Origin of the sequence: Aerococcus sanguinicola (assembly GCF_001543145.1) — a bacterium.
GTDB classification, from domain to species: domain Bacteria; phylum Bacillota; class Bacilli; order Lactobacillales; family Aerococcaceae; genus Aerococcus; species Aerococcus sanguinicola.
In genome coordinates this window covers 615,856-634,458 of sequence record NZ_CP014160.1, presented here as the reverse complement: position 1 = coordinate 634,458, position 18,603 = coordinate 615,856, and the positions used below count along the sequence as shown (strand labels likewise).

Here is an 18,603-nt window from a genome sequence, read left to right as displayed (position 1 = left end):
CTTATTCAGCAGAAAATTCTTTATAGGCTGCTTCATCCATGAAGTCAGAAGGATCAATTTCTTCTTCTGTTTCAATAACAGCAATCCAAGCATCTGCTGGTGATTCATTCATAAATTCAGGTTCATCTTCTAAGCGTTCATTCACTTCGACGATTTTACCATCTGCAGGAGCATAAACTTCTGAGGTTGATTTAACAGATTCTACAGATGAGAAGTCTTCTTCAGCTTCAACTTCATCATCAACATCAGGAAGTTCCACGTAAACAATTTCCCCTAATTGTTCAACAGCATAGTCGGTTAAACCAATGCGAACTTTCTTACCATCAACTTCAATCCATTCGTGTTCTTCAGTGAAATATTTAGCCATTTTCCTTGCCTCTTTCTATAATTTATTTGTCACAAATTAGGTGACATTTATATTGTATAATAAAATTCTAATCTTCTCAATAAAACGCTTTAATTAGCGACGTAACCAGTCTTTCTTGCAGACAAGAGCAGGGACTTGCTTCTTACGCACTTGGATGAGTACTTCGTCTCCGAATTCAGTGGCGCCTTTGTCGACAATCATATAGCCGATAGCCTTGCCGAAAGTAGGTGACTTGGTACCAGATGTCACAAAGCCAATTTCTTCGCCGTCTTTGTTATATACTTTGTAGCCTTCACGGGCAATCCCTTTACCTGTTAATTCGAAGCCGCGTGATTGACGTTTTTGTTCGCCTTCTTTTTGGGCTTTCAGGTAGTCTTGACCGATGAAGGGAACTTCTTTATCTACTTTAACAGCGAAGCCGATACCACCTTCAAGAGGGTTGATATCTTCTGTTAGGTCTTGGCCATACAAGCACATGCCACCTTCTAAGCGAAGGGTATCCCGGGCACCGAGGCCGCATTCTTGAATGCCATATTCTTCACCGGCTTCAAGTAAGGCCTTCCAGAGGTCAGCTGTGTCTTCCCATTTGAGGTAAAGTTCAAAACCGTCTTCCCCTGTATAACCTGTTCGTGAAATCATGACATGGTCAATTCCAGCAACTGTTTGATCATCTAAGAAGTGGAAAGGTTTAATGCTATCGAGGTCTGTATCAGTTAGTTTTTCTAATACAGCTTGCGCTTTTGGACCTTGGATAGGAATCAAACCGACTTGATCAGAAATATCAGTGATTTCAACTTGACCGTCATTGTGTTCGTTTAACCAAGCTAGGATTTTTTCCTTGTTGGCACCGTTAGGAGTGACCATGAATTCATCTTCAGCTTTACGATAGTTAATGAGGTCGTCTAGGGTGCCCCCATCTTCCTTAACCACAGCTGTATATTGGGCTTGGTTTACCGCACACTTGCTGATATCATTTGTGATCAGGGAATTGAGGAAGTTTTCTGCTTCTTCACCCTTGACGATGATTTCTCCCATGTGTGAGGTTTCAAATAAGCCAACCTTATTCCGTACAGCGTGGTGTTCATCGATTTGGGAGGTAAATTGGATAGGCAAAGCCCAACCCCCAAAATCGGTGAGGTTTAACCCTTTTTCCACATAATAATCGAAGAGTGGACTATGTTTAAGTCCTTCTAAATTAACGCTCACTATACGTTTCCCTCCTTAAATTTATTAACCAATTAAAAGTTACAAGCTAATACTATCATAAAATAAAACGCTTTCAAAGCTTTTTGTCCTGAAAGATGAGAAAGTAATTAATAGCAAATGTGAGAAAAGACTGAGCCTACAAGCTTTTCCCTTTCAAATTTATTTGAAAAAAGAAATGAAAATACTCCAGTCATTCTTGGAAAAGAAGTTTGACTGGAGCATTTTCATTGTTTCGATTTCTTAGTTGCCTATTTATAATCGACATTAGGATTATATTCGTTAGCAGCATTCCAGAAGAGGTATTCATTGACCCCGTGTTTGGCAAGGGCGTCGATTTGGTCTTGGTAAGCTTGAGCGTCGTATTCTTTATAATTGCCTGAACCTAGGTAGGAAGCGGTAAAGGCTTGCAGCCATGGACGGACAATTGGTTTATCTTGGACAGCTTCCAATTGGTCCAATTCTGCTTGGGTATAGATGTCTACGACCTTATAGGGTTCTAAGTCAGGAGCAGCTAGACCGAAGTCGCCATTGTTCCAGTGGCTGGGATAAATCATAGCCGAGATTGCATCGACTTGTTCGGCAATATCGTGGTAGTTTTGACCGATACCTGGGGCACTCCCAGTGGTTGTTACATAGCCAAAGATATCAGCTGATACATTGACGCCATAAGGTTGGAGGGCGTCATGAGCATAGGCTAGGAAGTCTGTGATGGCCTTTTGCCGGGCTTCAATACTGTCCTTGCCGTATTCCGCATAGTCCCCCATATCGTATTCTAATGAGGTGCCAAATGTTTCAAAGCCTTCAGGGAAGCGAACATAGTCGAATTGGATGTCCTTGAAGCCAGCCTTGGCTGCGGCCTGAGCGACATCCACAATGTAGTCCCAGGTTTCCTTATTGTAAGGGTTCAGGAAGGTTTGCCCGCTGGCGTCCTTCCAAATCTCACCGTTAGATCGTTTGAAACTCCATTCAGGGTGTTCTTCAGCTGCAAAGGTGTCCTTGAAGGTGGTGATCCGAGCAATGGGATAGATTTGCTTCTCTTCAAAAATTTTCATCATTTCTTTGACATCGAAGGTTTGGTCAAGGAATTTACCAATCAAAGGATTATCGGATTCCAGAGGGGTTGTGATTGAGCCCCAGTCTGATTTGACATCAATAACGACGGAATTTAAACCGCTATTGTCGATTAAGTTAATATTGTCTTGGAGGAGCTGGGGCGTCCCCATGCCAGTTGCTGACAGGTAGATCCCTTTCACCCCTTCTTTAGGATAGGCAATGTCAACGCCACTATCCACATAGAAACGGGAGGGGAGGGTAGCTGGACGTCCAATCAGCTTTTGGTCATAAATTTCTAGATCAGTTGTGCTGACATCTGCCTTCTGATAGTCGGTGTTACCAGCAGAGGAGAAGACATTGCGGAAGAAAAAGATCCCTAAGAGGGCGACGACAACCAGTCCTAAAAGACCAGCTGTGATGATCTTCCAGGTGCTGCTTTTGCTTTTTCTGACTTGTTTTTTCTTATTTTGTGGGCCTCTATTTGCCATTGTCGGCCTCCTTTCTTTGTTCGCTTAATTGGTTGAGGGCTTCTAAGGCATCTTCGCTAGCCCTTAGCTTGTCTTGGGCCTGGCTGTGGAATTGATTAATTTCCTTCATTCCGCCCTGGAAGGTCTCAAAATTGGCGTCTTCAGATTTTAGCGACTGGTAATAGTCCGTCTCCTTATCGAGCATCTGCCGGTAGCTGTCGAGATAGGCGGATAGGTTGTCAATGACAGTCTGGGCAGGTTCGGCCACATCGGTATGGGCATAGGCCGCCTCATCAGATGAATTCTTGCCTTCTTCTAAGGCCTGCATGCTTTGGCTAAAATCATCGAAGGCTGCTTTCAATTGCTCATAGTTTTTCTCCCGATAGGCTAGGTTTTGTTGAGTCTCACTTCCACGCTGGCTTAGTGTTTTTAGACTTTCATCAGCTGCAATATCATGGTCGAAGGCTTCCTGCAACTTGTCTTCACCTACTTGGAGATGGTTAAGCGAGCTAGTCATTTCACCTGCTGAATCGTACAGTTTTTCAACGCTTGCTTCTGGGCTGTTGGAGCAAGCACCTAAGAAGAAGAGGCTAGAAGCTGCTAGCACCCATTTCAATCGTTTCTTCAAAATCTTCACCTCATTAAAATTTTATAAAAATGCATATCAGTTATTAAGTATATAAGAAATTCCAGTCATTTAAAAGTGAAAAGTGTATTCTGCTAGCTTTCTCCTGTTCGATACTCAAAAATCCGTCTTAGGACGGTAGAAGGTGATAGAAAAGATCCTTATAATTGAGTCAAAATATGCAAAGGAGTTAAAATTATGGGAAAACAGTCAGCCAATCAAAAACGTTTGTGGCGTCTGGCCTATGCCGCAGCTTTGGCGGGCCTCGGTTATGCCTACCATGCTCTGAGTCAAGGGCGGAGTGTGCGCAGTAAATTGCTGCATGATGGCCATAAGCTTGCCCAGCTTAAAGATTATTGGCAGGATGGCGACCAAATTAAAGAAGAGCTCATCCGAGAGGCTAAGGCCTTAGGGGCTGGCCTGCTAAGTTCAGACCAAGCGGCGCGTTACAATATGGACCTGAAGCAGACGTCGGCTGGGGCTTATTATGAAATGATTAGTCCAGCTAGGCAAAAGGGCCCTGCCCTTATCTATTGGCACGGTGGAAAGCGGGTCCAGGCTGTTTCTGATCGGGAGTGGTATTTCTTAAAGCAGCTGGTTGATCGCTTGCAAGTGCCCTGCTATATTCCAGTCATCCAGCCTCTGACACTAAGCACATTGGACGAAGAGGCAGACCGCTTGGCGGACCTCGTCCAGGAAATCTTAGTGAACGAAGACTTGCCCTCTTTTAACTTTCTTGCCAGCGATTCTGGTGCCCTTTTCTCGCTAGCTCTGGCTCCACGCTTTAGGGGCTCCTTACAAGGTCAGGTCCTCTTGTCTCCTTGGCTAGCGGGTCCCAGTGAGAGCCCAGAAGAAAGTCTAGAGAACCAGGCAATCAAATCCCTCTTCGAAACACAAGCAGCGAGTCTTCTCCTTGACCAGACCGATTTCAGCCAAGTCGCACCAACGCGTTTTATTGTAGGCACAGCGGATAGTGAGCAAGCGAGCAGTCTGAAGACCTACCAGCGTTTGCGGGCTAAAGCTGTGCCAAGTCAGTTCTACCGTTTTGACTTGATGGCGGCCGATTTCTATCTTTATCCCATGCCTGAACAGGAGGAAGTCATGGAATTGCTAGAAGAGAGTTTGTAAGAGTCGTTATATGGCTCAAAATTCGTTATACTAGTAGAGAGATTGATGAAGGAGTGATTGCGGATGTTTTTTCCATTTTTTGACCGAACGATTATTCTTGTCCTGATTGGGATGGGGATTGCAGCTTTAGCCAGCGCTAATGTGAATCGGACTTTTCGTAAGTACAGCAAGTATCAGAATGAACGGGGCTTTACAGGACGTGAAGTTGCAGAGTATATTCTCCAAGAGTCAGGGATCCAGGATGTCCAAGTCGAAGGGGTGGCTGGAGAACTGACAGACCACTATGATCCGAGAGGCAAGGTGCTTCGCTTGTCAGAACCGGTCTATAATCAAAGCTCGGTGACGGCTATCGGGGTTGCCGCCCATGAATGTGGCCATGCTGTCCAGGACGCCAAGGATTATGGCTTCATGCGTTTTAGGGAGCGCTTAGTCCCAGTGGTTAATTTTGGTTCGAGCGCTTCCTTTCCCATTCTGATGTTAGGTGTCCTATTTGGGATGAATGGCTTTTTGATTAAATTAGGGATAGCGCTCTTTGCTTTGACCTTGGTCTTCCACCTGGTGACCCTACCTGTTGAGTTCAATGCCTCTAACCGGGCTTTGACTATCTTAGAGGAGGGGCAGATTCTGTCGTCAGCTGAGTTGCCTTATGTGAAGAAGACCCTTCGTGCCGCAGCTTATACCTATGTAGCTGCGACCCTGGCCAGTGCCCTCTCCCTCTTACGGGTGGTTCTCTTATTCGGGGGCAGCCGCGATGATTAGGAATGTTTAGTCTTAGAAATAAGCCTTAAGGCGGAAGCCATCAGGGGGTGAATTTGCTATAGTAAGTTAAAAAGGAGGTTCTAGAGTGGAAACAGCTGATATTAAAGACCAGGCTAAAGCGATTATGCAGGCGGACTGGCCGCGTTATGTCATGATTACCATCGCCTATATGCTCTTGACAACTTTTTTAAGTTCAGCCCCTGCTATTTTTTGGCCCTTTGGCTTAATTTTTTCATTTTTCTTATACTTGCTGGTTCAAGCATCTTCCATCGTCTACCGGCAGATTTTTTTAAATGATTGGCGAGATGAGGAGATTAAGCTAGGGCAGACCCTATTGAATCCCTTGATTCAGAATTTTTGGCGGTACGGGATGACCAAACTCTTACAGTATATGTATATCTTTTTCTGGTCTTGCTTACTGGTCTTGCCTGGGATTTACAAGGCCCTTTCTTACAGTATGGTGACCTTTGTTTTGACGGACCAGGCTGATCTCGCTTATAATGATGCCATTCGCGAAAGTGAGCGGCTGATGCAAGGGCATAAGTGGGCTTATCTATGCCTGAATTTGCGCTTTTTAGGCTGGGATGTGGCTAACCTTCTCTGTGCGGGTTTGCTGACGGTTTATGTGCTGCCTTATCGCAGCTTGGCCCAGAGCCAATTCTATTTGACTTTAGTTGAAGTTAAGGGGCGGACGGGGCAAGCAGATCGTGCGCAATTTGCTAAGGCAGCTGATCCAGATTCAGGCCCTAGCTTTCGCTCGAGAGCTAACAGGGTGCACGAAGAGGACTGGGACGATTTTTAAAAACTAAAAGAGTACAATGAAAAGCCATCAACACTGGGGAACAGTCCCTTTTGTTGATGGCTTTTTACGAGTTTTAAAATTTCTGAGCTCTAATAGGCTTGGAAGTAGTGGTCCAATTCCCACTGCGAAACTTGCATGGCATATTCGTTACATTCCAAGCGTTTGCTAGAAATAAAATTATCGGTAATGTGCTGGCCAAGTGAAGCCTTAACCACGTCATCGATTTCCAGTTCATCAAGGGCATAGTCGAGGGTCATCGGTAGTTGCTCGATACCTGCTTCAGCTAGTTCGCTCTCGGTCATGCTGTAGATGTTGCGGTCGGTTGGAGCGTCAGGTTGGAGTTCGCGGTCAATTCCGTCCAGTCCTGCCCCAATTAAGCTGGCCATGATTAAGTAAGGGTTGGCTGAGGGGTCAACTGACCGTAATTCAATCCGGGTAGAATTTCCACGAGCGGATGGGATGCGGACTAGGGGGGAGCGATTTTGCTGGGACCAAGCGATGTAGACAGGCGCTTCATAGCCAGGAACCAAGCGTTTATAGGAGTTAACGATAGGGTTGCCTACCGCCGTAATGGCTTTGGCGTGGTCGAGGATACCGGCCATAAATTGGTAGGCCGTCTCTGAAAGACCAAGTTCATCGTTGGCATCATAGAAGGCATTGCCCTGGTCGTTAAAAAGAGACATGTTGCAGTGCATACCTGACCCCGCGATGTTAGCAACTGGTTTAGGCATAAAAGTTGCATGCATATTGTGTTTGCGAGCGATACTCTTAACGATTAGTTTGAACATTTGGATCCGGTCACAGGCTGTTACCACGCTGTCGTACATAAAGTCGATTTCATGTTGACCGATCGCTCCTTCATGGTGGGAGGCTTCTACTTCAAAGCCCATTTCTTCAAGGGTTAGAACAATATCGCGCCGGCAATTCTCGCCAAGGTCGACGGGAGCTAGGTCGAAGTAGCCGCCATGGTCGTTGACCTGGGTAATCGGTAGGCCGTTTTCGTCGCGCTTAAAGAGGAAAAACTCAGCTTCTGGGCCCAGGTTGAAGTCGGTAAAGCCCTTAGCGTTCATCTTAGCTACCATGCGTTTTAAGTTGCCGCGTGGATCACCGGGGAAGGGGCTGCCATCGGGGAGGAAGATGTCACAGATTAAGATGCCGATGTGCTTACCCGATTCGGTGGTCCAAGGAAAGATCATCCAGGTATCCAGGTCAGGAATCAGGTACATGTCGGACTCCTCGATACGGACAAAACCCTCAATGGAAGACCCATCGAACATCATCTTGTTACTCAAGACCTTCTCTAACTGGCTGATTGGGACTTCAACGTTTTTTAAGACGCCGTTGACATCGGAGAAGGCGAGGCGGAGGAAGTGCACATCTTTTGCTTCGGCTTCTTCACGAATTTGGTCAGCTGTAATCTTTGCCATAAAAATACTCCTATCTCTTGTTTGTTCCTTTTTACCACTAACAATAAACTCATTATGAAAGATAAGAGAAAAGAATGCAATGGATAATTTACATATTTTGTTAGGAAATATTACATGCGAGGAGTACTAAAATAACTTTTAATTTATAAATCTTTTTTGGCAAACTTAAATGCATTAAATGTAATATAAAGTAACAAATAATTAGAGTTGTAAGAAAGCGCTTTTATGGTAAAATGAGTGTAAGTTGATTATAAGAAAGGGGTTCGTTTTTATGGATTTAAATACTTATATTGCTGATGTGGCTTCATCCAAGTCTGCGCCTGGAGGAGGCTCTGTCATTCCCTTGACGGGGGCTTTAGGAACCGCTTTGGGGTGTATGGTCCTCGAAATTACAAAAGAAAAGGTAAAAGATGCGGATCTTGACCGGATAGATCAAATCTTAAGTCAAGGCCATGCCTACATTGACCAGTTGAAGGACTTGAGCCAAAAAGACGCTGAAGTTTCTGGTAAGATGTTTGCCCAATATGCCTTGCCCCGGGAGACAGAAGAGGAGAAAGCAAGGCGGACAGCTGCCATCCAAGAGGCGCTGCTGGGAGCAACTGAAGTTCCTTTGCAAGTGATGGAAACTAGCCTCAAAGCCATGCGCTTGCTTGAGGAAATTGCGGAAATTGGTCGGAAATCAGTCCTAGCTGACGTCGAGGTTGGGGTCCAGCACCTCTATACAGCCTTGCAGTGTGCCAAATACAATGTTCTTGAGAATGTCAAGCTGATTAAGGATGAAGAAAAAGCCCAGGCCTACCAGGACCGGGCAGATCAAGCGCTCCGAGGGTCGGAAGAGGTTAAAACTGCTGTATTAGCTGCTGTCGATAACCGTCGTAGCTAGAATTGAGATGAGTCGCCTAACCTGTTAGCAAATCAAAAGAAAAGCTCCGAATGAGTCATCAGACTCATTCGGAGCTTTCTTAATGCTACTTGTTAATAGCTTCTAAAATAATGGTCGAGTTCCCACTGGGAGATCTGTAAGGCGTACTCATTACATTCCAAACGCTTGCTAGAGATGAAGTTTTCTGTAATATGGTGACCAAGCGCTTCTTGGATTTTACTATCTTGTTCAAATTCATCTAGAGCATGGTCGAGTGAATTTGGTAATTGTTCAATACCCGCTTGGCGCAGTTCATTTTCTGTCATGCTGTAGATGTTGCGGTCGGTCGCCTTAGCTGGTTGGAGTTCTTTTTCAATGCCTTCCAGGCCAGCGCCAATCAAGGCCGCCATAATAAGATAAGGATTAGCAGAGGGGTCTACTGACCGCAGCTCAATCCGGGTCGAGTTCCCACGGGCAGAGGGGATCCGAATGAGAGGTGAGCGGTTTTGGGCTGACCAAGCGATATAGACAGGCGCTTCATAGCCGGGTACGAGACGCTTGTAAGAGTTAACCAGGGGATTACCGATGGCGGTAAGGGCCTTGGCGTGTTTGAGAATGCCGGCCATGAATTGATAGGCAGTCGTTGAAAGACCAGTCGGACTATCAGCTTCATAGAAGGCATTGCCTTCTGCGGTGAAGAGGGACATGTTGCAGTGCATGCCAGAGCCTGCGATATTGGCAACGGGTTTAGGCATGAAGGTGGCGTGGAGATTGTGCTTGCGGGCGATACTCTTAACGATCAGTTTGAACATTTGGATGCGGTCACAGGCGGTTACCACGTCATCATATTTGAAGTCGATCTCATGTTGGCCGATCGCACATTCATGGTGGGAGGCTTCCACTTCAAAGCCTAACTTTTCAAGGGTTAAGACGATGTCGCGTCGGCAGTTTTCTCCCAGGTCGACGGGGGCTAAGTCGAAGTAGCCCCCATGGTCGTTAACTTGAGTTGTTGGCTGGCCGTTCTCGTCGCGCTTGAAAAGGAAGAATTCAGCTTCGGGTCCAAGGTTGAAGGCGGTAAAGCCTTTAGCATTCATCTTGGCTACCATGCGTTTCAAGTTACCGCGGGGATCTCCAGGGAAGGGGTCGCCATTAGGTAAGAAAATATCACAAATTAAGATGGCAATGCGCTTGCCTTCGTCCGCAGTCCAAGGAAAAATCATCCAGGTATCGAGATCAGGGACCAGGTACATATCGGACTCTTCAATGCGGACAAAACCTTCAATAGAAGAGCCATCGAACATCATTTTATTGTCGAGCACCTTATCGAGCTGACTGATAGGGACCTCAACGTTTTTTAGGATGCCGTTGACATCAGAGAAGGCTAGGCGTAAGAAGTGGACATCTTTATCGACAACCTCTTGGCGAATGAATTCAGCGGTTATTTGATTAGCCATGTGTGGTTCCTCTTTCTAATTCCGAGTCATTTGATGTTTTCATTATGACTTAAGGCAAAGATAAAAACAAAAAAATCTTCACGCAAGGTGTCATATTATATAACTTACATAATAGCGCTTACATTGCCTTTTGATTAAGCTTCCATTCAAAAAGAGCAAAAATAAGCAAAGAAAAATCGTCATTTTAATCCAAAATGACGATAATATTTGAAACCTATGTCAATAAATCTAACTCATATGCCGTTTGGAAAAGGATCGAAGACCGGTTAGAAGTTTTTCTAATTTAGTCTGGCTGGCAGCGAAGGAGATGCGGATAAAACCCTCTCCGGCTGATCCAAAACTTGAACCAGGAATGACGGCCAAGCCCTCTTCGGCAATGAGCTGGGTGACGAATTCCCAGGATGTGAAAGGAAATTCAGAGACGTCAGCAAAGGCATAGAAGGCGCCCTGGGTGTCGGCGCAATGGATGCCCTTGATTTGGTTGAGCTGGGGGATCAGATACTGGCGTCTCTGATCATAGGCCTGGCGCATGTCTTCAGTGACGGCTTGGCCTTCCTCGAGGGCGGCCTGACAAGCGTCTTGGATAAATTGAGGAACAGCAAAGCCGATGCCTTCCTTGAATTCAGCCATTACCTGGGCCATTGCGGGATCGGGGCAGAGGGCAAAACCGCAGCGGTAGCCCGTCATGGAGAAAGACTTGGAGAAACTATCGACGACGATGGTTTGGTCTGCGTTGGGCAAGTCAGGGTTGGCGAAACTGCTATGGGCGGCTTGAGGATAGGTAAGGGTGTGGTAAACTTCATCAGCTAGGATGAAGAGGTCGTGGTCGAGGGCGACTTGACTGATGGCTTGAACCTTGTCTGCATCGATGACTGTGCCCAAGGGATTATTCGGGGTGTTTACAATAATAAGTTTTGTCCGCTCGGTGATCGCCGCTTCCAAGGCTTCGATTTGAGGCTGGAAGTGGTAACGGGCTTCTAAGGGAACGAGGACCGTCTTAGCCCGCATAGCTTCCACTTGGCCCAGGTAATTGGGGTAGTGGGGAGTGAAGATAATGACTTCATCTCCGGGATTGAGAGTCGCCATGATGGTCAGTAGGCAGGCCTCTGTTGCACCAAAGGAGACCACAACTTGCTCGGCCTGGTAGTGGCTGTGGTAGTGATGGTTATAATAGCTAGCGATAGCTTCCTGGAGGCCGGGCTCGCCGATATTGGGGCCGTAGTAGGTCCGGTTGGCGTCAATTTGTTTCTTAGCGGTTTCTTTAACCAAGTGGGGGGGAGGGAAGTCTGGCTCGCCCATGGTGAAATAGTCAACATCTGGGAATTGTTGAGCATAGCGAGCTAGCTTCCGAATCGTTGATGCGGGGTAATTTTGTGCAAGATATGATAGGTCCATGGAATCCTCCTTTTTCTTCAAGCTTACTACAGGGTCCGGCTTTTGACAAAGGCTTTTAAAGCAGGAGCTAAAATATTTTTATTTGGTTTGACTTTTCCGACTTGGTCGCTTATACTAGGCCCACATAGATAAAATATCGAATTGCAGTAGCCTTGACAGACGCGATAGTAGAGAGCTAGTGGTTGGTGAAAATTAGCCCGTTGTCAAGTGTGAATTACGGTTCCTCAGTCTAAGATATTAGGTTCATGCCCTTTAACGCATGTCGAGTGGCTAGTGTTCTAGCAAACTGGGTGGTAACACGGCAAGGTCGTCCCTAGGCTTCACAAGGAGTGAGGCTTAGGGGCTTTTTTGTTACTTTAGGGTCTTAGGCGGGGCTAATCGATGAATATTGCCTGCATATGAATCAACTTAAGGAGGTTTATCATGAATATTATTGATGAATTGGAATGGCGGGGAGCTATTAACCAGCAGACGGATGAAGAGGGCTTAAGAGATTATGTTGAAAACCATAAGATCAGTCTCTATTGTGGGGTCGATCCAACGGGGGACTCCTTGCATATTGGCCACTTAATTCCTTTTATTATGCTGAAACGTTTCCAACTGGCTGGGCATCGACCAGTGATCTTGATTGGTGGGGCGACCGGGACAATTGGGGATCCTTCAGGTAAGTCTGAAGAACGTCAGCTCCAATCTCTTGACAAAGTAAATGAAAATGCGCGTAAGTTGAGCGAACAGATGAAGAAGCTCTTCCTCAAGGACCCAGATGCTGATTTCCGCATGGTCAATAACTATGACTGGACCAAGGACATTAGCTTACTTGACTTCTTGCGGACGGCCGGCAAGCGCTTCAATGTCAATACCATGTTGGCTAAGGATATCGTTGCTTCTCGCCTAGAAGTTGGGATTTCCTTTACTGAATTTGCCTACCAAATTCTTCAATCCATGGACTTCCTCCATCTCTACCAAGAAGAGGACGTTCGCCTGCAAATTGGTGGGGCCGACCAATGGGGGAATATTACCTCAGGCTTGGACTACATCCGCAAGGTGGAAGGACCGGAAGCCCAAGCCTTTGGACTAACCATTCCTTTAATGCTGAAAGCTGACGGCACCAAATTCGGTAAGACTGCTGGTGGGGCTGTTTGGTTAGATCCTGAGAAAACCTCGCCATATGAATTCTACCAATTCTGGGTCAACCAACAAGATGCCGACGTCATTAAATACCTCAAATACTTCACTTTCTTGACTCAAGAAGAGATCGCAGACTATGCTGAAAAAGTTGCTAATGAACCTGAAAAGCGTGAAGCTCAGAAGGCCTTAGCAGAGGAAATGACCCGCTTCGTCCATGGCGAAGAAGGCTTGCAAGATGCTTTAGCCATTACGGACGCCTTATTCAAAGGCGATATCAAACAGCTGACTGCCCAACAAATCGAGCAGGGCTTTGGCAAGATGCCAGGTAAAACCATGCCTAAGGAAGCTGCTAACCTAGCCGTTTGGTTGGTGGATGCGGAGGTTGAGAAGTCTCGCCGCCAATCCCGCGAAGATATCCAAAATGGCGCAATTTATATTAACGGTGAACGGGTTCAAGATTTGGATTATGAAATTTCTGAAGCCGATGCCATTGAAGGTCGTTATATTGTCGTGCGCCGGGGCAAGAAGAAATATTTCTTGATTACATTGGCCGACTAGTCATTCAAATATCTAGGAGAAAAGTTCCCAGTCATGACACCACGCTTATGACTGGGGACTTTTAATTATAGGCAAAATATTCTTTACAAGACTTTTACAGGAATTTAATATGCTTGTGTTAAACTGAATATGGTTCAGGGTGGAATACTTAAGAAGTGAGGATTTCATCCATGAAGAAAATAATTAGTGTTGTTTTTGTTGCGTTAACGATCTTTTTCTACCAAAGCCAGACCGTTCATGCGGGGCAGCTTCCGGCAAAGGCAGTGGGCCAGGATTTTGAACCCTGTCCTCGACCTTGTTGCCAGCTAGGGGATCCGATCAATTGGGAGAATGATCTGAGCCGAGACTTACCGACTTCCGAGCTCGGCGCGGAAATTATTGCTTCAGCTGAGGCCTATTTAGGCGTGCCCTATGTTTGGGGAGGGGCGACACCGGCAGGCTTTGATTGTTCTGGCTTGGTCCACCAGGTTTACTTGGAGAACGGTCTCCAGATTGGCCGGACGACTTATGCCCAGGAATTAATTGGCCCGCACGAAGCAGTTGAAGCGGCAAGACCTGGTGGCCTTTATTTTTGGGAGGGAGCCGGTGGGGCTTACCATGTAGCGATTGCTTTGGGGGATGGGACTTATATCCATGCCCCTCAGCCCGGTCAGACGGTGACTTACGGCCATGTGGACCACTTCCGTCCTTCCTTTGTGATTAACCTATAGCTATTGGTATGATTTAGAGGTTAGGGATTTTCCCTAGCCTTTTTCTGCATCCGCCTTTCAAATTATCGTTTACTTTGGATTCGGGTTCACTCAGGCCCGGTTTTTATGTTTCTTCGGTGTTTGTCCAGGTCGAACAGGGGCGATCATTTATCCAGTCACTTACTTTAAAGTCAGGGCTTATCTATGCTATACTATTAAGGAAAATCAATTAAATTAGGAGGCACTCATTCGTGGCTGAAGAAAAGAAAACATTTTATTTAACAACTCCCATCTACTATCCAAGTGGGAAATTACATATCGGCAATTCCTATTCAACCATCGTGGCGGATACACTGGCCCGTTATAAGCGTTTGATGGGATTTGACGTTTTCTTCCTGACAGGGTCTGATGAGCACGGCTTAAAGATCCAACAAAAGGCGGAAGAAGAAGGGATTAGTCCCCAAGCCTATGTGGACCGGATGGCCCAAGGTATGCAAGATTTATGGAAGCGTCTGGATATTTCTAATGATAAGTTTATCCGTACAACAGATGACTACCATGAAAAAGCCATCCAAAAAATCTTCGAGCGCTTACTTGAACAAGGCGATATCTACCTAGGTGAATATGAAGGTTGGTATTCGGTTTCTGACGAAGAGTACTTTACCGAAACGCAATTGGCTGAAGTTTATCGCGATGATGAAGGCAAGGTAATCGGCGGTAAGGCTCCTTCAGGCCATGAAGTCGAATTGGTTAAGGAAGAATCTTACTTCTTCAAGATGAGCAAGTATGCGGACCGTCTACTCCAATACTATGAAGACCACCCAGACTTCATCCAACCGGAGTCACGGAAGAATGAAATGATTAATAACTTCATCAAACCAGGTCTAGAAGACTTGGCGGTGACACGGACCTCCTTTGACTGGGGGATTGAAGTCCCTTCCAATCCTAAGCACGTGGTCTATGTTTGGATCGATGCGCTAGCCAACTACATTACAGCTCTGGGTTATGGGACAGATGATGATGGCAACTTCCAGAAGTATTGGCCTGCTGACATCCATATCGTAGGTAAGGAAATTGTTCGTTTCCACACGATTTATTGGCCAATTATGTTGATGGCTTTGGACCTGCCACTGCCTAAGAAGGTCTTCGGCCACGGCTGGCTCTTGATGCAAGACGGGAAGATGTCTAAGTCCAAGGGTAATGTGGTTTATCCCGATATGTTAGTAGACCGCTATGGCCTCGATGCCCTGCGCTATTACCTCATGCGCGAAGTTCATTTTGGCTCAGATGGGGTCTTCACACCAGAAAACTTCATCAATCGGATTAATTATGACTTAGCCAATGACTTAGGTAATCTTTTGAACCGGACAATTTCTATGGTTAATAAATACTTGGATGGCCAAGTCGGTTCTTATCCAGGCCACGTGACGGTTTACGATGAAGCCCTTGAAGAAACCATCAAGAAGGGGATCGCCAGCTACCACGACAATATGGACCATTTGAAATTTAGCGTTGCTTTAGATAATGTCTGGGAAATCATCTCCCGTACCAATAAGTACATTGATGAAACCATGCCATGGCTCCTCGCTAAAGAAGAAGCTAAGGCAGATGAGCTCCAATCGGTGATGTACCACTTGGTGGATACCCTGCGGATGATCGCGATCCTGATTCAACCAGTGATGACACGGACGCCTGCTAAGATCTTTGACCAATTAGGTATCTCTGAGGAAAACCACCAGTATGATGCGCTAGAAATTGGTGGCTATCCTGAAACCGCCCGCGTTGTGGCTAAGGGTGAACCTATCTTCCCACGCTTGGATAAAGATGAAGAAGTGGCTTATATCCAGTCGCAAATGTCGACGACCGGTTCAGATGAAGAAGAGGATTGGGATCCTGAAGAAGTGACCTTGACGTCAGCCAAGGATAAGGCCATTAAATTTGACCAGTTTGACCGGGTGGAATTAAAGGTAGCTGAAGTCATTGCTTGCGACTTTGTTGAAGGGGCCGATAAGTTACTCAAGTTCCGTCTGGATGCTGGCGATGAAGGCCACCGGCAAATCCTATCGGGTATCCGGGAATTCTATCCTGATCCCCAAGCCTTAGTCGGTAAAAAAGTCATCATTGTGGCTAACTTGAAGGCTCGTAAGATGCGCGGTGAGATTTCGCAAGGTATGATTCTTTCGGCCGAACACGATGGCGACTTGTCCCTTGTTTTTGTGTCTGATCATATCCCAAATGGCAGTTTAATTGGCTAGTTCCCAGGCTGCGTAATGATTGAGAAAAAATAAAGGTTGGGCTTTGGTCTCCAACCTTTATTTATTACTTGGACGGGAAAGGCGTATTTTTGTAAGCTTGAGAGAAAGAAGGAAAAGAGATGCTATTTGATTCGCATACCCACTTGAATGCGAGTGAATTTGATGAGGACCGCGACCAGGCCTTAGCTAAGGCTAGAGCGGCAGGTGTCAAGGGGATGACCTTGATTGGCTCGGACAGGGAAAGTATTGACCGGGCGAATGAGATGCTGGTCCAAAACGATGACCTATTGGCAGTCTTTGGCTGGCACCCTGTGGATGCGATTGACTTTGGCCCAGAGGAGGAAGCCCTCCTGCGCCAACAGTTGACCCATCCCAAGGCAGTCGGTGTGGGCGAAATTGGCCTGGACTTTCATTGGGACAAGAGCCCTCGAAAGGTCCAAGAGCGTGTCCTCCGCCAGCAATTAGCCATAGCCCGTGAATATGAACTGCCAGTAGTTATCCATTCGCGCGATGCCCAGGAAGCCACTTACCAAATTCTTAAAGAAGAAAAGATTGGTGAAATTGGTGGGGTCATCCATAACTTTGGAGATGGCCCAGACCTGGCTCAGGCTTACCTAGACCTAGGCATGTACCTTTCTTTCAGTGGCGTTTCGACCTTCAAGAAGTCGAAAGAAGTGCGAGAAGCGGTGCGCCTCTGCCCTAAAGAGCGCATCCTAATTGAAACGGATTCGCCCTATCTAACGCCTGAACCTAAGCGCGGGCAAAAGAATGGCAGTCACTTGGTGCGCTATGTCTGCAACCGGCTAGCTGATGAATTAGATATGTCTTATGAAGACTTTGCTCAGTTGACCTTTGACAATGCTTGCCGCTTCTTTAATCGGACTTATGATGGCCAAACTTTCCAGAAGAAAGGGCAAGCAGATGGCTAAGGACAAGATAAAAGAAGTGATCGTGGTCGAGGGCCGCGATGATACGCGGCGGCTCCAAGAAATTTTTGATGTCTATACGATTGAGACAGGAGGCTCGGCCCTCAATGAGACCATCCTCGATCAGATCCGCCAGGCTCAAGCGGTCAAGGGGGTTATTGTCTTTACAGACCCGGATATTTCGGGAACGAAAATCCGTCAGGCCATTCAGACGGCTGTGCCGGGCGTCCAACATGCCTTTATTTCAAGAGAAGATGCTCGGTCGTCATCGCTTCGGGCCAGCCTGGGGGTTGAGCATGCTTCTGAAGCAGCCATCCGCCAGGCCCTAGACCGGGTTTACACGGTGGTGGACCAAGACGCAGGCGTCCAGGCGGTTGACCGCTCAGCCCTCCTTGACCTGGGTCTGTTAGGAGGGAAGGACGCCCAGCAGCGCCGGGACTATCTGGCCGAACAACTCTATATCGGCCACAGCAATGGTAAACAATTAGCCAAACGCTTGCAGATGTTCCAGATTCCCATTGAACGTGTCAAAGAAGTCATGGCCGACTATGAAGCGGACCAAGCTGAGGAGGACCTATGAAAAAGAAATTAATCGCAACACCTTCGCGTACTAATGAAATACTCAAACGCTACCACTTGGAAGCCAAGAAGAGCCTGGGGCAAAACTTCCTAATGGAGCCCCAAGTCTTAGCGGATATGGTAGCCACAGGAGAAATTGACAAAGCAACGAATGTGATCGAGATCGGTCCCGGTATCGGGGCTTTAACAGAGGTCCTGGCCCAGGAAGGCAAAGAAGTTCTGGCCTTCGAATTGGACCAACGCTTGCTGCCGGTTTTGGCTAATGAGCTGAGCGACTATGACAATATCCATGTCCTTCACGCTGATATCTTGGAAGTGGATATTGCAGAGACGGTCAGTCAGTATTTCTCAGCAGATGACCGCTTGCTAGTAGTGGCCAACCTGCCTTACTACATCACGACGCCAATTATCTTTAAGCTCTTAGAATCCGGCCTGCGTTTTGACGGATTTGTCCTTATGATGCAAAAAGAAGTAGCGGAACGATTGACCGCTGCCCCGCATTCCAAGGCTTACGGGTCCTTAACGATCGCTATCGATTATTACTGCGAGGCTGAGATTGCCTTCACAGTGCCCCGTACGGTCTTTAAACCGCGTCCGAATGTGGACTCGGCCATTCTCTACCTGAAGCGCCGTCCTCAAGCCAAGGTCTCTGTCCAAGATGAAGACTTCTTCTTCCGCCTGGTGCGGGCCAGCTTCAAGCAGCGGCGTAAGACCTTGTGGAATAATCTTCGTCAATTCTTTGGCAAGGATCCTCAAGTCTTGGGCCGGGTAGAGGAAGCCTTGGCACAGGCTGAAATTGATCCCAAGCGCCGGGCTGAGACTCTGAGTATTGAAGAGTTTGCTCGCTTGAGTGATGCTTTGAATGAAGCGGGATGTTCTTAATTTTTACAAATCTTTTAGACTTAAAGGACCGAGCATTCGTT

At 46.7% G+C, this 18,603-nt stretch carries 17 protein-coding genes; 10 read left to right on the top strand and 7 right to left on the bottom strand.

What is annotated here, in order from left to right:
* Position 1 precedes the first annotated feature (1 nt).
* The 4 genes from gcvH to AWM72_RS02820 form a co-directional block, all read right to left on the bottom strand.
* A complete protein-coding gene (gcvH, locus tag AWM72_RS02835) occupies positions 2-367 on the bottom strand; it encodes a glycine cleavage system protein GcvH (protein WP_067972842.1) in 366 nt (121 codons plus the stop codon).
* Positions 368-460: 93 nt separating this feature from the next.
* Complete coding sequence (gene gcvT, locus AWM72_RS02830) at positions 461-1,573, bottom strand: glycine cleavage system aminomethyltransferase GcvT (protein WP_067972839.1); 1,113 nt, start codon at positions 1,571-1,573, stop codon at positions 461-463.
* A gap of 248 nt (positions 1,574-1,821) precedes the next feature.
* Positions 1,822-3,114, bottom strand: a complete 1,293-nt coding sequence (locus tag AWM72_RS02825; RefSeq protein WP_083505574.1) for a putative glycoside hydrolase — start codon at positions 3,112-3,114, stop codon at positions 1,822-1,824.
* Positions 3,104-3,721: a YkyA family protein gene (locus AWM72_RS02820; RefSeq protein WP_067972836.1), complete on the bottom strand. Its 618-nt coding sequence runs from the start codon at positions 3,719-3,721 to the stop codon at positions 3,104-3,106. The genes AWM72_RS02825 and AWM72_RS02820 overlap by 11 nt, the downstream gene beginning before the upstream one ends.
* Before the next feature lie 195 nt (positions 3,722-3,916).
* Here AWM72_RS02820 and AWM72_RS02815 point away from each other — a divergent pair, with 195 nt between their 5' ends.
* From AWM72_RS02815 to AWM72_RS02805, 3 genes are all read left to right on the top strand, one after another.
* On the top strand, positions 3,917-4,846 hold the full coding sequence (locus AWM72_RS02815; protein WP_067972833.1) for an alpha/beta hydrolase family protein: 930 nt from the start codon (positions 3,917-3,919) through the stop codon (positions 4,844-4,846).
* Positions 4,847-4,909: 63 nt separating this feature from the next.
* Positions 4,910-5,605 (top strand): zinc metallopeptidase, encoded by a 696-nt coding sequence (locus AWM72_RS02810; protein ID WP_067972831.1) that lies wholly within the window; start codon positions 4,910-4,912, stop codon positions 5,603-5,605.
* An 85-nt stretch (positions 5,606-5,690) separates the two neighbouring features.
* Entirely contained in the window at positions 5,691-6,407 is a 717-nt protein-coding gene (locus AWM72_RS02805) for a DUF975 family protein (RefSeq protein ID WP_067972828.1), read from the top strand.
* Between the two features lie 89 nt (positions 6,408-6,496).
* Here AWM72_RS02805 and AWM72_RS02800 read toward each other — a convergent pair whose 3' ends face one another.
* Positions 6,497-7,840 carry a glutamine synthetase family protein gene (locus AWM72_RS02800; RefSeq protein WP_305781704.1) on the bottom strand — a complete coding sequence of 448 codons (1,344 nt, stop codon included), beginning with the start codon at positions 7,838-7,840 and terminating at the stop codon, positions 6,497-6,499.
* 265 nt (positions 7,841-8,105) lie between these two features.
* Between AWM72_RS02800 and AWM72_RS02795 the strand changes: the two genes are divergently transcribed.
* Positions 8,106-8,717 (top strand): cyclodeaminase/cyclohydrolase family protein, encoded by a 612-nt coding sequence (locus tag AWM72_RS02795; RefSeq protein ID WP_067972822.1) that lies wholly within the window; start codon positions 8,106-8,108, stop codon positions 8,715-8,717.
* A 92-nt stretch (positions 8,718-8,809) separates the two neighbouring features.
* Here the strand turns inward: AWM72_RS02795 and glnA are convergent, their stop codons facing one another.
* Positions 8,810-10,150 (bottom strand): type I glutamate--ammonia ligase, encoded by a 1,341-nt coding sequence (gene glnA, locus AWM72_RS02790; RefSeq protein WP_067972819.1) that lies wholly within the window; start codon positions 10,148-10,150, stop codon positions 8,810-8,812.
* Between the two features lie 228 nt (positions 10,151-10,378).
* Complete coding sequence (locus AWM72_RS02785) at positions 10,379-11,545, bottom strand: pyridoxal phosphate-dependent aminotransferase (RefSeq protein ID WP_067972816.1); 1,167 nt, start codon at positions 11,543-11,545, stop codon at positions 10,379-10,381.
* A gap of 423 nt (positions 11,546-11,968) precedes the next feature.
* Between AWM72_RS02785 and tyrS the strand changes: the two genes are divergently transcribed.
* The 6 genes from tyrS to rsmA all read left to right on the top strand — a co-directional run bounded on the left by tyrS (position 11,969) and on the right by rsmA (position 18,562).
* Positions 11,969-13,231: a tyrosine--tRNA ligase gene (gene tyrS / locus AWM72_RS02780; RefSeq protein ID WP_067972812.1), complete on the top strand. Its 1,263-nt coding sequence runs from the start codon at positions 11,969-11,971 to the stop codon at positions 13,229-13,231.
* A 170-nt stretch (positions 13,232-13,401) separates the two neighbouring features.
* On the top strand, positions 13,402-13,941 hold the full coding sequence (locus AWM72_RS02775; RefSeq protein WP_067972810.1) for a C40 family peptidase: 540 nt from the start codon (positions 13,402-13,404) through the stop codon (positions 13,939-13,941).
* A 230-nt stretch (positions 13,942-14,171) separates the two neighbouring features.
* The gene (gene metG, locus AWM72_RS02770; protein WP_067972805.1) at positions 14,172-16,175 is read left to right on the top strand and encodes a methionine--tRNA ligase; all 2,004 of its coding nucleotides are present in this window, start codon (positions 14,172-14,174) and stop codon (positions 16,173-16,175) included.
* Between the two features lie 119 nt (positions 16,176-16,294).
* On the top strand, positions 16,295-17,104 hold the full coding sequence (locus AWM72_RS02765) for a TatD family hydrolase (RefSeq protein WP_067972803.1): 810 nt from the start codon (positions 16,295-16,297) through the stop codon (positions 17,102-17,104).
* Positions 17,097-17,681 (top strand): ribonuclease M5, encoded by a 585-nt coding sequence (rnmV, locus tag AWM72_RS02760; RefSeq protein ID WP_067972800.1) that lies wholly within the window; start codon positions 17,097-17,099, stop codon positions 17,679-17,681. Before AWM72_RS02765 ends, rnmV begins: the two co-directional genes overlap by 8 nt.
* On the top strand, positions 17,678-18,562 hold the full coding sequence (rsmA, locus tag AWM72_RS02755) for a 16S rRNA (adenine(1518)-N(6)/adenine(1519)-N(6))-dimethyltransferase RsmA (protein ID WP_067972796.1): 885 nt from the start codon (positions 17,678-17,680) through the stop codon (positions 18,560-18,562). The genes rnmV and rsmA overlap by 4 nt, the downstream gene beginning before the upstream one ends.
* The last annotated feature ends 41 nt before the right edge of the window (positions 18,563-18,603 follow it).